Genomic DNA, 14,027 nt, shown 5'->3' on the forward strand with positions numbered 1-14,027 from the left:
ATTCGCTCTTATAATAGTTCTTCCACTGAGCATATATCATTTTTTCAATATTAAATCTAACTTCTATAATAGCTAATATATTTGCAGTGCCTTTATCGTTTATAATACTTTCATCATCAATAATAACCATAGTTTCATATATAATATTTAGTCCCATATCAGTTTATCCTGCTTTGACAGTAGAATTTTGCTCTTCACTATTAATAGATTTAGCATACAAATTCAGCAATATAAGTTTTTTAAAATATGATGTAAAATTAAATTTATATCATGCATTGTTTATTACATTCATAATAGCATTGATAGGAATAATCATAAGAATAAAAATAAACAAAATTAATGCTGAGAAAAAAACTGCTTAATAAGCATTAAATAGTTTTTAAATAAAACAATAACTAAAAAATTTAATAAAAATTTTTTCAATTTCTCATAATTATATATTGACATTGGAGTGAACTCTAATGCTATAATCAGAAAACATTTTTTACAAATAAGGAGAGAAAATGAAAAAATATTTACTAATTACTTTTACTTTATCAATAATATTTACTGCTATATCATGTAATGCAGGAAATAAAGAGGTTTCAAACGGTTATGAATATGCAAAATCACCAACAGAAACAGTATTGACAAAAAATGGAGAAGGTCAGAAATATAAAGGTTCAGCAGACTATTTTACAGGCGATGTTGAAGTTGAAAGTATAGCAGCACCTAATGAAACATCTAAATTCTCAGTAGCCTATGTTACGTTTCAGGCAGGAGCAAGAAGTGCATGGCATACTCACCCAGCTGGACAGCATTTAATAGTAGTTGAAGGTATAGGACTTACTCAGGAAGAAGGAAAACCTATTCAAGAGTTTAGAGCAGGAGATATTTTATACTGCCCTTCAAATGTTAAACATTGGCATGGTGCTTCTCCAAATTCTTATATGAAACATGTTGCTATAACAGGTGATTCTAATGGCAACAATGTTACTTGGATGGAACATGTTACTGATGAGGAATATTACAGCTATACTAATTAATAATATACAATAAAAATATTTTTACTAGAGATTTATTTATGAAAAATACTATTACTTTTATATTACTTATATTGAGTATATTTACAATGAACGCTTTTACACAAAACACAAAAATAAAATTAACATTTAATGATAATGAAATTTATGCTTTAATAACAAATTCAAATGCTGGAAATGATTTTTTATCACTTCTGCCTATGAATTTGAAGATTGAAGATTTTAATGATACAGAGAAAATATCATATTTGAGTAAAAAACTAAATACTCAAAATGAACCAGATGGTATAACTCCAAAAGCAGGTGATATAACTTATTATTCTCCTTGGGGTAATTTGGCTATATTTTATAAAAATTTCAGGTATTCAAATAATTTAATTTATTTAGGAAGATTTGAAAATATTTCTGATATATCAAAACTTTCAAATATAAAAGGAGATTTTGAAATTCGTATAGAGAAAGCAAATTAAAAATTATTAATTTATAAAATTAAATAAAAAATTAGAATTTTGCTATTGACATTGGAGTAAACTCTAATGCTAAAATAAAAAAATAATTTATGTATAGTAAAAATGGAGAGATTATGAATAATATAAAATTGAATAATGGTGTTGAAATGCCTATTCTTGGATTTGGAGTATACCAAATAGATAATTACGAAGAATGCAAAAAATCATGTCTTTACGCTATTGAAGCTGGCTACAGACACATAGATACAGCATCTATATATATGAATGAAAAAGCGGTAGGAGATGCTATAAAAGAAAGCGGTATAGATAGAAAAGAGATGTTCATAACAACAAAATTATGGATACAAGATGCGGATTATGATAAGGCAAAAAAAGCATTTCAAATATCTATGGAAAAATTAGGATTAGATTATTTAGATTTATATTTGATCCATATGCCTTTTGGTAATTATTATTCCGCTTGGAAAGCAATGGAAGAATTATACGAAGCAGGACATATAAAAGCCATAGGGGTTTGCAACTTCTATAAAGAAAGATTAATTGATTTTGTATATAATCATAAAATAATTCCAGCTATTAATCAAATAGAAACTCATCCATTTTTTCAAAGATGGGAAGACCAAGAATTAATGGAAGAATATAATATTACATTAGAATCTTGGGGTCCTTTAGCAGAAGGCAGTAATAATATTTTCAATAATGAAATATTAAAAAGCATAGGAAAAAAATATAACAAAACTGCTGCTCAAGTTATTTTAAGATGGCTTACTCAAAGAAATATACCTATTATACCAAAAAGTGTTAATAAAGATAGAATAATAGAAAACTCTAAAATATTTGATTTTATATTAGATGATAATGATATGAATCTTATAAAAACTTTAGACAATAATAAAAATATAATATTTCTCAATGAAGATGAAAAGTTTATAAAAAAATTATTAAATATGAAATATTAAAATATAAGGAGATTATTAAATGAAAAAAATATTAAAATTAAGTTTATCAATATTCTTATTAATGACAATATTATCTTGTCAGGCAAACAATAATACCAATATCAAAGGAGAAAATTTAACTATGACAGAAAAAGCAAACAGTAAATATAATGAATTATTAAAAAGAGATGCCGCTTCTACAAAACCCAATGATGAAGAATTAGAAAGTATATTCAATAACTTTTTATACGGCGAAGTTTATAATCATGGATCATTAGATGCAAAATTAAGAGAGCTTGTAACATTAGTTTCTTTAACAGCTTCGCAAGGAACTGACTTTATAAAAGATCATGTAGAAATAGCTTTAAATGTAGGAGTTACACCTATAGAGATAAAAGAGGCATTATATCAATGTTCGCCTTATGTAGGTTTTCCAAGAGTATTTGCTGCATTAGAAAAAGCAAATGAAGTTTTTAAAGCAAAAAATATATCACTTCCTATAGAATCTCAATCAACTGTTACAGAAGAAACAAGATTTGATATAGGATTAGAAACTCAGGTAAGCATATTTGGAAATGCAATACTCACTGCTCATTCAAATGCGGCTCCTAATCAAAAACATATTCAGAACTATTTATCAGCTAACTGTTTCGGAGATTTCTATACTAGAACAGGTTTGGATTTAAAAACAAGAGAGCTTTTAACATTCATAATGATAATATCTTTGGGAGGTGCTGAACCTCAGGCTATAGCACATGCAAATGCTAATATGGCGATGGGAAACACAAGAGATATGTTGATAGAAGCTGTAACTCAATGTCTTCCTTATATAGGATACCCAAGAACATTGAATGCTATAACTGTAATTAACAATATACAATAAAAAATAAATAAGAATAATACTTATTATATACATTGATAATAACATAAATAAAAATGCAAAATAACTATACATTTTTTATAAAATCTAATGAAAAAATTAATTAAAAGGAGAGTTTAAATATGAGAAAAATTATCAAAACAATATTAATGTATGCACTTATTTCATCAACATTATTAATAGGAGGTTTATACGCTCAAAGCTCAAAAACTTTAATAGTGTATTTCTCTTGGGGAGGAAACACCAGAACAGCTGCCAATATGATAAAGAACCTGACACAGGCAGATATGTTCGAACTAAAAACCGCAGAAAACTACCCTACTGATTATAATGAAACTATAAATCAGGCAAGAGATGAATTAAATAATAATGTTTTACCTAGATTAAGTGCTAATATAGATAATTTGGCTAACTATGACACTGTAATATTATGTTATCCTAATTGGTGGGGTACTATTCCTCAGGCAGTAAAACAATTATTACAAACTCATAATTTCAGCGGTAAAAAAATAGCTCCTTTATGCACACATGGAGGAGGCGGTATGGGAAGAAGTTTAAATGATATAAAAACTTTATGCCCTAACTCTGAGATATTAAATCATTTAAGTATATCTGGAAGAGGTGTCAATGGCTCAGAAAATAATATAAGAACATGGCTTCAAAATATAAACATACTATAAAAATTGTAAACTTGCTTTCAGTTGATAAATTAGTAAATATTTTTTAACTGAAAGCAAGTAAAAAATAAATAATAATAAAATTAATTACGGAGTTTATATATTATGAAAAAAATTAGTATAATGATGTTTTTTATATTCTTTAGTCTATGTAATGCTCAAAACAATAATAATACAAAAATCAAAATTACTATAAACAATCAAGTATTGGAAGGAGTTATTTATGATACAGAACTATCAAAAGAGATAATGAATATATTTCCAATTACTGTTTCTATGGTAGGTTATGGCAGCAGAGAATATTACGGCTCAATAGATTATAAACCCAAAAATGTAACAAAAGGACAATTAAATTTTCAAAATGGAGATATAACATACTGTGCCAGAAATAATTCACTTGCCATATTCTACTCACAGTCATCTAATCCTAATCTTACTATGGAAGTTATACCAATTGGAAAAGTTACATCAGACTTAAGTATTTTTCATGATTTATATAACAACGGAGAAAGGATAGCAGATATAACTTTTAGTTTATACTGACAATTTTTAAGTTTGTAAATTTTTTGTTATTCTTTTACCGCCTTCGCTCTGCGAAAGCTGACAATACATTTATAAAACATAGAAATTAATTTTATTATAAAAGGAGTGTACATGAAAAAATATATTATTATAATGCTTTATCTAGTATTTACATGCATAGGGTATGGACAGAATTCAAAAATTCTGATTGTTTATTTTTCAAGAGTAGGAAACACTTTGTTTAAAGATAATATAGATGCCTCAACTTCAGCAAGCATTATAGCTAATAACAACAGAGTAGGTACTACAGAATATGCTGCTAATATAATAAAAAATGAATTAAATGCTGATATAAGATTAATAGAAACAGTTGATAAATACACTGACAACTTTGATGATTTAGTGGATAAAAATCATGAAGAGATGCGTAACAATTATTTTCCGAAAATAAAGCCATTAAATATTGATATAAACAAATATGATACTATTTTTATAGGATATCCTGTATGGGCAACTGATGTACCAATGGCAGTGCGTTCATTTATAAGAGATTATAATTTATCATCAAAAACTATAGTCCCATTTTGTACTCATGATGGATACGGTGCTGGAAGATCATATAATACTATTAGAAACATGATAAAAAATGCCAATATACTAGATGGCTTGGCATTAAACGCTTCTAATATACAATACGAGGACGATAGAATAAAATCTTGGATAAGAAATTTAAAAATAAATAATTAAGGAGAATAAAAATGAACAATAAAAAAGATGTATTTGTTTTAACAGGTTCTGGTTCTATAGGAATTGCAATAGCCAGAAGAATGGGAATAGGAAAGCATATAGTACTTGCAGATTTGAACATAAAAAATGCTGAAAGAGAATCTCAAATATTATATAATGCAGGATTTCAAACTTCTGTATATGAAACAGATATTTCTTCAAGAGAATCTATATTAAAACTTATTGATTTTGCAAAAAGTTTTGGAAAAATAAAATATTTTGTTAATGCTGCAGGAGTTTCGCCGTCTCAAGCATCTATTGAGGATATTTTAAAAGTTGATTTATACGGAACAGCTGTACTTCTTGAAGAGTTTGGAAAAGTAATAGAAGAAGGAGGAAGCGGCGTAACAATATCTTCGCAATCTGGCTACCGTTTAGGTTCTTTGACAGATGAAGAAAATAAAATACTCGCAACTACTCCTACTGAAAAATTATTATCTTTGCCTATACTTGATAAAGCAGCAGATACTTTAAAGGCATATCAATTATCAAAAAGATGTAATTGTTTAAGAGTAATGTATGAATCTGGGAATTGGGGTAAAAGAGGAGCAAGATTAAATTCAATAAGTCCCGGTATAATAATTACACCTTTAGCCAATGATGAATTAAACGGACCAAGAGGAGAAAGCTACAGAAAAATGCTTGAACTTTGCCCTTCAAAAAGAGCAGGAACTCCAGATGATGTAGCAAATGTAGCTGAACTTTTAATGAGTGATAGAGGGTCTTTTATTTCTGGAAGTGATTTTCTTATGGACGGAGGTGTAACAGCTTCTTGGTGGTATGGAGAATTATCAAATAATAAATAATATGAATATTATTAAAAAATAATATTTAAGGAGGTTATATGAGAAATTTAATATTTTTACTTTTATTAATTATAATATCATGCAGTAATAATACTTCTAATAATAAAGAAGATACAAATAATTATACAAATAATTATGTTAATATTAATTATACTCAAAGCAATTCAAAAATATTAATAGCATATTTTACTTGGGCAGATAATACTGTAGTGGAAAATCCTTCATCTATAGACCCAGATGCTGAAACTTCTGCAAGCGTGCTTCCTATCGGAAATGCTGCGTTAATTGCAGGCTGGATACAAGAAGAAACAGGAGGCGATTTATTCAGCATAAAAACACAAAATAAATATTCAAGCGATTACGATGAATGTCTTAATCAAGCTAGAAAAGAAAGGGATAACAATGAAAGACCAAGACTTACTGAAAAAATTAGTAATATAGATGATTATGATGTTATATTTTTAGGCTTTCCTAATTGGTGGTATACTTGCCCTATGGCAGTTTTTACATTCGTTGAAAGCTATGATTTATCTGGAAAAACTATAATACCATTTTGTACGCATGGAACAGGAGGACTCGCAAGAACTATAAGAGATTTAAAAAACTTACTTCCAGATGACTGCAAAGTATTAGAGCCTATAGGAATATACAGACCAGAGGTAAAAACATCAAAAAATAAGGTTTTAGATTGGCTTAGAAAGTTGGATTATTAAGAAATTATGATGAATATAATAATATAAAAAGGAGTAAAAATATATATGACTAAAAAAATAATAAAAATAACAGTAGATATAATAATGACTTTACTATTTTTTATTTTGATGGCATATCATTTCACTGGAGATGCCGTACATGAATATTTGGGTTTTCTTCTTTTTATATTTTTTATACTTCATCATATACTTAATTTTAATTGGTATAAAAACTTGCCTAAAGGAAAATATAGTTTTAATAGAGTTTTAAGTACATTTATTAATACTATGCTTTTTTTATGTATGATAGGATTAATGATAAGCGGAATATTATTTTCTCAAAGGGTACTTGGATTTTTGAATATTCATAACAGCGGAATGTTTACAAGACGCCTTCATATGATTTCAAGCTCTTGGGGATTTATATTTATGTCGGCACATTTGGGAATGCATTGGGGTATGTTTATCAATATGAGTAAGAAGTTTATCAATATAAAAAAACAAACAGCATTAATAATAGCTTCATTAATTGCTGTATATGGTATTATTTCATTTATAAAAAGAGAATTATATAATAAAATGTTTTTGCTTGTAGAGTTTGCTTTTTTTAATTATGAAGAGCCTGTAATACTTTTCTTTACGGATTATTTATCTATAATGGGTTTATTCATATTTATAAGCTACTATTTACCAAAAATTAGAAAAAATAATAATAAAATAAAAATTAATATATCAAAGGAGAAAAGAAAATGAAAACACTTATAATTTTTTCACATACCTATTGGAATAACTCAAAAGTTAATCGTAAACTATTAGAATCAATAAAAGATTTTAAAGATATCACAATTCATAATTTAAATGAAACATATAAAGATAATAAAATAAGTAAAGACAATGTAAAATCAGAAATATCTTTATTAAAGGAACATGAAAAAATAGTATTTCAATTTCCATTATTTTGGTTCAGCACTCCGAGCCTACTAAAAGAATGGGAGGATACTGTTTTAACCGATATACTTTATGGAAGTGAAAGCAAATGTTTAGAAGGTAAAACTTTTCAAATAATTACTACAGCAGGCGGAGAAAAATCTTTTTATGATTCTTTGGAGTTTGGTATTAACACTATACTATCTCCTATAACAACAAGTTTTAAATATTTAGGCTTAAGAGTAGAAAATCCATTATGTATATATCATGCTAATTCTGATAATTTAGATATAAATGAATATCATAAGTATTTAAGATAAAATTAATAAAGTTATTTCATAATTAGGATTGTTTCAAAACTACTTGATAAGATTAGTATAAAATTATAAATATTATGTTTTACATTTGGTATATAAATATGCAGTCTTTCGCGACTACGGGCTGTGCCTGCTTCTTTGGGTCACCACTGAGTAGGTGCCTAGACGGCAAAATAAGTGGTGGCGTGGGTGCTAGTCCCCACAATTAATAAATAAAATTAGTTTTGAAACAAGCCTATTAACATTATTATTTATAGCTGCCGTATGAAGCACACAGAGTATTATAGCAAAACCATACTTGATTACACTATCAGTCTTGCAAATGAAGTCATTATGTATGCCAGCAGCTTTAACAAGGTCAGATAAAAAAGTTAATAATAAATTTACAAAAATATAAAAATTGACAAATATAATTGTTTATATATAATATTTTTATTAAAAACTAAAGAATAACCCCAACAGTAATCATTCTCCCCACCTGTACACCATCACGCCTATAAGAATAAAACTCTTTATCATAAGTATTGAGTGAAGAAATTTCTATATTGTCTTTTAAAACGCCTAAATTAATCATCTGATCTCTTATTTCAAGACCATTATCAAAATGCCATCTATTGTTAATCATAGTTTTATTATTAAAATGTACAGCAACCTCTTCACCAACTTCATAATTTTTTAAAGCTATATAAGGAGCAATATAAACATACATTTTTGAAGGTTCAGCATTATATTCTTTTATCATTAATTCAATAGTTTTCGGTACTATTTTATCGCGTGTTCCTTTCCAACTGGAATGAACAGCAGCCATAGACTTTGTTTTATTACAATATATAATAACAGGAGCACAGTCTGCTGTCTGTACAACTAAAGGTACATTCTTAAGATTTGTTATTAAAGCATCGGTATTTTCAACAAGTTTTTCTCTTCCGCCAAACTTATTAATATTATTTTCATCTATCTTTTCTATATTTACCTGATGAACTTGACGCATAAAAATGGATTTATTTATATCAAGATTTATATACTTAAAAAACTCATCTTCTTTTTTTCTTCTGTATTCGATAGTCACATATTTAGCTTCAATATTTGCACCTTTGGCAAGTACTGCTATATATATGTTATCATTTTTTGAAGGATAAAAAATATCAGGCATTTTTAAGCCTTTTTATCTCAGCTTCCAATTCTTTTACCCTATTAGTTAATTCTTTAGTTTCATTTCTTGATTGTTCCATAATATTTTCATATAAAGTAAAAAATTTTTGGGCATACTCTAGTTTTTGTTTTAATTCATTTATCTCTTCTTTATAAATATCAATTTTAGAAGAAAGCAGTTTATTATCTTCCTGTAGTTCTAAAATGATGTCTTTATCGCTGTATTCCACTTCCCTAAAGTCCTCAATTATTTAATATCATATTATCTATTATGTACATTATAAAACGATTGTCAAGTATAATTGAATAATAATTATTGCAGTAATTAAAAATAAAATCATAATTACTGCAATAATTTATATTTACAAACTTATTATATATTAGATACTATAATATCACCCATTTCAGAACATCTTACCTGTTTATACAAATAAGTCATCATATTATGTTTAGGCATAATATCAGCAGTTCTATATCCTTCATCTATAGCCTTATAAACGGCATCTTCTATGGCTTCTGCTTCATTAAACATACCAAAAGAATATCTGAACATCATAGCAAGAGAAAGTATAGTACCTATAGGATTAGCCAAATCCTTACCTGCAATATCAGGAGCAGAACCATGTATAGGCTCATACATACCAACAGATCCGTCAGAAAGACTAGCAGAAGGAGCCATTCCTATAGAACCGCTTATAATACTTGCCTCATCAGAAAGTATATCTCCAAACATATTTTCTGTAACTATAACTCCAAACTGCGAAGGATTAGCAGTTATCTGCATAGCAGCATTATCAACATACATGTCATTATACTGAACATCGCTGTATTCTTTAGAGAGATTATTCATAATTTCACGCCATAATTTTGAAGTATGAAGAACATTGGCTTTATCTACAGAAGTTAAAGGTTTTTTAAGATTTCTAGCCAAATCAAAAGCTACTTTTCCTATTCTTAATATCTCATCTTCTTTATAAACCATAAGATCAGTTGCCTGTCTTACTCCATTAACTACTTCAAATTTATGCTCACCAAAATATACGCCTCCTGTGAGCTCTCTTACAATAACAAAATCAACTACATCTTTACATATACTTTCTTTAAGAGGAGAAGCATATTCTAAAGATTTTAATATTTTTATAGGTCTTATATTGGCATATAATCCCATACCTTTACGAAGTTTTAATAAACCTCTTTCTGGTCTGTTTTCTGGAGCTACTTTATCCCATTTAGGACCTCCAACAGAACCTAAAAGCACAGAATCAGACTTAATACATTTTTCTAAATTTTCATCAGTAAGAGGAACTCCGTATTTATCAATGGAGCAGCCTCCCATATCAACATATTCTAAATTAAACTTATGAGAATATTTTTCAGCTATTTTATTTAATACATCAATAGCTTTGTCTACTATTTCAGGACCTACTCCATCTCCTTTAATAACAACAATATTTTTTTCCATAAATAATTACCCCTTATTCTTTATAGAGTTCAAAAGCCCATTAGAGTTAATGATATTTTTAATAAACTCTGGGAAAGGCTCTGCTTTATAGCTTTCATTTTTAGTAATATTTGTTATAACGCCGCTGTCAAAATCAACTTCAACTTCATCTCCATTATCTATTTTTTTGCTTGCCTCTTCGCATTCAAGTATTGCAAGCCCTATATTAATAGAGTTTCTGTAAAATATTCTGGCAAAAGAAGAAGCTATAACGCAGGATATACCAGATTCTTTAATGGCAATGGGAGCATGCTCTCTTGAAGAACCGCATCCGAAATTCTCTCCTCCTACCATTATATCGCCTTTCTTTACCTTGCTTACAAAATCTTTATCAATATCTTCCATACAATGAGCTGCTAACTCTTTATGATTTGCAGTATTTAAATATCTTGCTGGAATAATAACATCAGTATCAACATTATTTCCATATTTATGAACGAAACCTCTAGCTTTCATTTACTTAATCTCTCCTATTTTATTATAATCATTTGTTATAATCATTATTTAGGCTCTGTTATATATCCAGTCAAAGCACTGTATGCAGCAGTAGCTGGACTAGCTAAATATACTTTAGAAGTTTTATCTCCCATTCTTCCTACAAAGTTTCTATTAGTTGTAGTAACAGCAACCTCATCATGGGCAAGTATTCCCATATATCCGCCTAAACAAGGTCCGCAAGTAGGAGTAGATACTGCACAGCCTGCATCAATAAATATATCCATATAGCCTAATTTTATGCATTCTTTATATACTTTCTGAGTAGCTGGTATAATTATGCATCTTACATTTTTAGCTATTTTCTTTCCTTTTAAGATGTTTGCAGCAGTAGCCATATCAGACAATCTTCCATTAGTACAAGAACCAATAACAACTTGATCAACTTTTATATCTTTTAATTCTTTAGCATCTTTTGTGTTTTCTGGTAAATGAGGACAAGCTACTGTAGGCTCTATTGAAGATAAATCAATATCATATTCTTTTTCATATACCGCATCATCATCAGCTTTAAAAATAGTATAATCTCTTTTTACTATATCTTTTAAGTATTCTATAGTTTGATTATCTACTTCAAATATTCCGTTTTTAGCACCTGCCTCAATAGCCATATTAGCAATACAAGCCCTATCGTCCATAGTAAGAGATGAAACACCTTCTCCTCTAAACTCCATAGATTTATATAAAGCACCGTCAACACCTATCATACCTATAATATGAAGTATAACATCTTTACCAGATACATTTGGCTTTAATTTACCTTTAAGATTAAATTTAATAGCAGAAGGCACCTTAAACCAAACCTGACCTGTAGCCATAGCAGCAGCCATATCAGTGCTTCCAACACCTGTAGAAAAAGCCCCAAAAGCTCCGTAAGTACAAGTATGAGAATCAGCACCTATTATAACCTCTCCTGGAGCAACTAATCCTTTTTCTGGTAAAAGAGCATGCTCAACTCCCATATCGCCTACATCATAGTAGTTGGTAATATCATATTTATTTGCAAAATCTCTGCATTGTTTGCATTGTTCTGCAGCTTTAATATCTTTATTAGGAGCAAAGTGATCCATAACCAAAGCTATTTTTTCTTTATCAAAAACCTTATCAAAACCGTATTTTTCAAATTCATTAATTGCAACAGGACTTGTTATATCATTTCCTAAAACCAAATCAGTTTTAACCATAATAAGCTCGCCTGCTTCAACCTTATCAACACCTGCATGTGCTGCTAAAATTTTTTGAGTAATAGTCATAATTTTATCCTTAAATTAAAAAAGGGCTTTTACAATATTTTAATCGTATAAGCCCTATTATATATTTATTATAATTTATTCAAGCCGTTAATATAAGCCATCAAACTGGCCTCTATAATATCTGTACTAACTGCTCTTCCTATAACTGTTTTATCATCAGAAGACAATCTGACAATAACCTCTCCCAAAGCATCTTCTCCCTCTGTAATAGCATTAATACTGTAATTAACCAATTTAGCTCTATTTGAAGTAAGAGAATCTATAGCTCCAAATGCTGCATCTATAGGACCGTTTCCTTTACCTATAGCCTCAACAATGTTTTCTTTATTGTCAAGTATAGATACTGAAGCAAAAGATGATATAGAATCGCTGTCATTAACCATAAAACTTTTTAAAGTATACATAGGGTTTTCTATACTAGCATTATTTCCTATTAGCAAAGCCTCTATATCAGTATCAGTAACTATTTTTTTCTTATCTGCTAAGTTCTTAAACTTGATAAAAGCCTCTTCCAAAGTCTTATCATCAATATCATAACCTAAAGATTCTATTCTGTCTTTAAAAGCATGCTTTCCAGAATGTTTACCCAATACCATTTTATTCTGAGGTATTCCTATATCTTCAACATTCATAATCTCATAAGTAGAACGTTCTTTTAATACTCCATGCTGATGAATGCCAGCCTCATGAGCAAAAGCATTAGCACCAACTATAGCCTTATTAGGAGCAACTACCATACCTGATATAGTAGATAATAATTTTGAAATTTTATAAATACGTTTTGTATTAACATCAGTATAAGCATTATAAAAATCTTTTCTGGTTTTAATACCCATTACAATTTCTTCCAAACTAGTATTACCCGCACGCTCTCCTATACCATTAATAGTACATTCCACCTGAGTAGCACCAGCCAAAACAGCCGATAAAGAATTAGCAGTACCAAGTCCCAAATCGTCATGACAATGCACAGATATATCAACATTATCTATACCCTTAACATTAGCTTTTAAATACTTAATAAGTTCAGCCATTTCTAAAGGAGTAGTATATCCTACAGTGTCTGGAACATTGATTGTAGTAGCTCCATTTTCTATGGCTGCTGAATATGCCTGAACTAAAAAGTCTTTATCACTTCTTGAAGCATCTTCAGCAGAAAACTCTATAAACTCAAATTTTGTTTTAGCATAAGAAACAGATTCTTTTATTGTTTCCAATACCTGCTCTCTGGTCATCTCTAATTTATGCTTTAAATGTATATCACTTGTAGCTATAAAAGTATGAAGCATCGGGTGTTTAGCCTCAGCAAGTGCTTCATAGGCTCTATCTATATCTTTTTTATTGCATCTTGCCAAGCTAGCTAGCTTAGCATTTTCTACAACCTTGCTTACTTCTCTTATAGCATTAAAGTCATCATCAGAACATATAGCAAAACCAGCCTCTATAACATCAACGCCTAATTTATCAAGCTCGGATGCCATCTCTAATTTTTCTTCTAAATTCATAGTACAACCAGGAGATTGTTCTCCATCTCTTAAAGTAGTATCAAAAATCTTAATCTTTCTCATTGTTAAAACCCTTATAATAAA

The 14,027-nt window shown here is 28.9% G+C and carries 18 protein-coding genes; 12 read left to right on the forward strand and 6 right to left on the reverse strand.

From position 1 onward, the window contains the following. The first annotated feature begins 173 nt into the window (after positions 1-173). The 12 genes from KQ44_RS14575 (at position 174) to KQ44_RS07335 (ending at position 8,040) form a co-directional block, all read left to right on the forward strand. Positions 174-362 (forward strand): hypothetical protein, encoded by a 189-nt coding sequence (locus KQ44_RS14575; protein WP_205676556.1) that lies wholly within the window; start codon positions 174-176, stop codon positions 360-362. Positions 363-503: 141 nt separating this feature from the next. Beyond that, positions 504-1,025, forward strand: a complete 522-nt coding sequence (locus tag KQ44_RS07285) for a cupin domain-containing protein (protein WP_096736854.1) — start codon at positions 504-506, stop codon at positions 1,023-1,025. Positions 1,026-1,063: 38 nt separating this feature from the next. After that, positions 1,064-1,492 carry a cyclophilin-like fold protein gene (locus KQ44_RS07290; RefSeq protein WP_096736855.1) on the forward strand — a complete coding sequence of 143 codons (429 nt, stop codon included), beginning with the start codon at positions 1,064-1,066 and terminating at the stop codon, positions 1,490-1,492. A gap of 113 nt (positions 1,493-1,605) precedes the next feature. Beyond that, the gene (locus KQ44_RS07295) at positions 1,606-2,451 is read left to right on the forward strand and encodes an aldo/keto reductase (protein ID WP_096736856.1); all 846 of its coding nucleotides are present in this window, start codon (positions 1,606-1,608) and stop codon (positions 2,449-2,451) included. 19 nt (positions 2,452-2,470) lie between these two features. Further along, the gene (locus KQ44_RS07300) at positions 2,471-3,313 is read left to right on the forward strand and encodes a carboxymuconolactone decarboxylase family protein (protein WP_096736857.1); all 843 of its coding nucleotides are present in this window, start codon (positions 2,471-2,473) and stop codon (positions 3,311-3,313) included. A gap of 119 nt (positions 3,314-3,432) precedes the next feature. Further along, entirely contained in the window at positions 3,433-3,990 is a 558-nt protein-coding gene (locus tag KQ44_RS07305; RefSeq protein ID WP_096736858.1) for a flavodoxin, read from the forward strand. 102 nt (positions 3,991-4,092) lie between these two features. Continuing rightward, positions 4,093-4,530, forward strand: coding sequence for a cyclophilin-like fold protein (locus KQ44_RS07310; protein ID WP_096736859.1), 438 nt, complete (start codon positions 4,093-4,095; stop codon positions 4,528-4,530). A 111-nt stretch (positions 4,531-4,641) separates the two neighbouring features. Next, positions 4,642-5,256 carry a flavodoxin gene (locus KQ44_RS07315; protein ID WP_096736860.1) on the forward strand — a complete coding sequence of 205 codons (615 nt, stop codon included), beginning with the start codon at positions 4,642-4,644 and terminating at the stop codon, positions 5,254-5,256. A gap of 11 nt (positions 5,257-5,267) precedes the next feature. After that, entirely contained in the window at positions 5,268-6,101 is an 834-nt protein-coding gene (locus tag KQ44_RS07320; RefSeq protein ID WP_096736861.1) for an SDR family oxidoreductase, read from the forward strand. 38 nt (positions 6,102-6,139) lie between these two features. Then, positions 6,140-6,814, forward strand: a complete 675-nt coding sequence (locus tag KQ44_RS07325) for a flavodoxin (protein WP_096736862.1) — start codon at positions 6,140-6,142, stop codon at positions 6,812-6,814. A 45-nt stretch (positions 6,815-6,859) separates the two neighbouring features. Then, the gene (locus tag KQ44_RS07330; RefSeq protein ID WP_096736863.1) at positions 6,860-7,546 is read left to right on the forward strand and encodes a DUF4405 domain-containing protein; all 687 of its coding nucleotides are present in this window, start codon (positions 6,860-6,862) and stop codon (positions 7,544-7,546) included. Next, a complete protein-coding gene (locus KQ44_RS07335) occupies positions 7,543-8,040 on the forward strand; it encodes an NAD(P)H-dependent oxidoreductase (protein WP_096736864.1) in 498 nt (165 codons plus the stop codon). Before KQ44_RS07330 ends, KQ44_RS07335 begins: the two co-directional genes overlap by 4 nt. A gap of 439 nt (positions 8,041-8,479) precedes the next feature. Here KQ44_RS07335 and pgeF read toward each other — a convergent pair whose 3' ends face one another. From pgeF to KQ44_RS07365, 6 genes are all read right to left on the reverse strand, one after another. Further along, entirely contained in the window at positions 8,480-9,190 is a 711-nt protein-coding gene (gene pgeF, locus KQ44_RS07340; protein ID WP_096736865.1) for a peptidoglycan editing factor PgeF, read from the reverse strand. Beyond that, the gene (locus tag KQ44_RS07345) at positions 9,183-9,419 is read right to left on the reverse strand and encodes a hypothetical protein (protein WP_013114667.1); all 237 of its coding nucleotides are present in this window, start codon (positions 9,417-9,419) and stop codon (positions 9,183-9,185) included. Before KQ44_RS07345 ends, pgeF begins: the two co-directional genes overlap by 8 nt. A gap of 143 nt (positions 9,420-9,562) precedes the next feature. Beyond that, the gene (gene leuB, locus KQ44_RS07350) at positions 9,563-10,651 is read right to left on the reverse strand and encodes a 3-isopropylmalate dehydrogenase (RefSeq protein WP_096736866.1); all 1,089 of its coding nucleotides are present in this window, start codon (positions 10,649-10,651) and stop codon (positions 9,563-9,565) included. Between the two features lie 6 nt (positions 10,652-10,657). Beyond that, positions 10,658-11,146 (reverse strand): 3-isopropylmalate dehydratase small subunit, encoded by a 489-nt coding sequence (leuD, locus tag KQ44_RS07355; protein WP_008727503.1) that lies wholly within the window; start codon positions 11,144-11,146, stop codon positions 10,658-10,660. Between the two features lie 44 nt (positions 11,147-11,190). Beyond that, complete coding sequence (leuC, locus tag KQ44_RS07360) at positions 11,191-12,438, reverse strand: 3-isopropylmalate dehydratase large subunit (protein WP_096736867.1); 1,248 nt, start codon at positions 12,436-12,438, stop codon at positions 11,191-11,193. A gap of 68 nt (positions 12,439-12,506) precedes the next feature. Then, the gene (locus KQ44_RS07365) at positions 12,507-14,006 is read right to left on the reverse strand and encodes a 2-isopropylmalate synthase (protein ID WP_096736868.1); all 1,500 of its coding nucleotides are present in this window, start codon (positions 14,004-14,006) and stop codon (positions 12,507-12,509) included. Positions 14,007-14,027: the final 21 nt, after the last annotated feature.

It is taken from the genome of Brachyspira sp. G79, assembly GCF_002379365.1.
Taxonomy (GTDB): Bacteria; Spirochaetota; Brachyspiria; order Brachyspirales; family Brachyspiraceae; genus Brachyspira.

Excerpts from the sequence above, each read along its gene's own strand:
- KQ44_RS07290 (WP_096736855.1), top strand. The coding sequence starts at position 1,064 with ATGAAAAATACTATTACTTTTATATTACTTATATTGAGTATATTTACA.
- KQ44_RS07315 (WP_096736860.1), top strand. The coding sequence starts at position 4,642 with ATGAAAAAATATATTATTATAATGCTTTATCTAGTATTTACATGCATA.
- KQ44_RS07285 (WP_096736854.1), top strand. The coding sequence starts at position 504 with ATGAAAAAATATTTACTAATTACTTTTACTTTATCAATAATATTTACT.
- KQ44_RS07330 (WP_096736863.1), top strand. The coding sequence starts at position 6,860 with ATGACTAAAAAAATAATAAAAATAACAGTAGATATAATAATGACTTTA.
- KQ44_RS07310 (WP_096736859.1), top strand. The coding sequence starts at position 4,093 with ATGAAAAAAATTAGTATAATGATGTTTTTTATATTCTTTAGTCTATGT.
- KQ44_RS07295 (WP_096736856.1), top strand. The coding sequence starts at position 1,606 with ATGAATAATATAAAATTGAATAATGGTGTTGAAATGCCTATTCTTGGA.
- pgeF (WP_096736865.1), bottom strand. The coding sequence starts at position 9,190 with ATGCCTGATATTTTTTATCCTTCAAAAAATGATAACATATATATAGCA.
- KQ44_RS07335 (WP_096736864.1), top strand. The coding sequence starts at position 7,543 with ATGAAAACACTTATAATTTTTTCACATACCTATTGGAATAACTCAAAA.
- KQ44_RS07305 (WP_096736858.1), top strand. The coding sequence starts at position 3,433 with ATGAGAAAAATTATCAAAACAATATTAATGTATGCACTTATTTCATCA.
- KQ44_RS07365 (WP_096736868.1), bottom strand. The coding sequence starts at position 14,006 with ATGAGAAAGATTAAGATTTTTGATACTACTTTAAGAGATGGAGAACAA.
- KQ44_RS07300 (WP_096736857.1), top strand. The coding sequence starts at position 2,471 with ATGAAAAAAATATTAAAATTAAGTTTATCAATATTCTTATTAATGACA.
- leuC (WP_096736867.1), bottom strand. The coding sequence starts at position 12,438 with ATGACTATTACTCAAAAAATTTTAGCAGCACATGCAGGTGTTGATAAG.
- leuD (WP_008727503.1), bottom strand. The coding sequence starts at position 11,146 with ATGAAAGCTAGAGGTTTCGTTCATAAATATGGAAATAATGTTGATACT.
- KQ44_RS07325 (WP_096736862.1), top strand. The coding sequence starts at position 6,140 with ATGAGAAATTTAATATTTTTACTTTTATTAATTATAATATCATGCAGT.
- KQ44_RS07320 (WP_096736861.1), top strand. The coding sequence starts at position 5,268 with ATGAACAATAAAAAAGATGTATTTGTTTTAACAGGTTCTGGTTCTATA.
- leuB (WP_096736866.1), bottom strand. The coding sequence starts at position 10,651 with ATGGAAAAAAATATTGTTGTTATTAAAGGAGATGGAGTAGGTCCTGAA.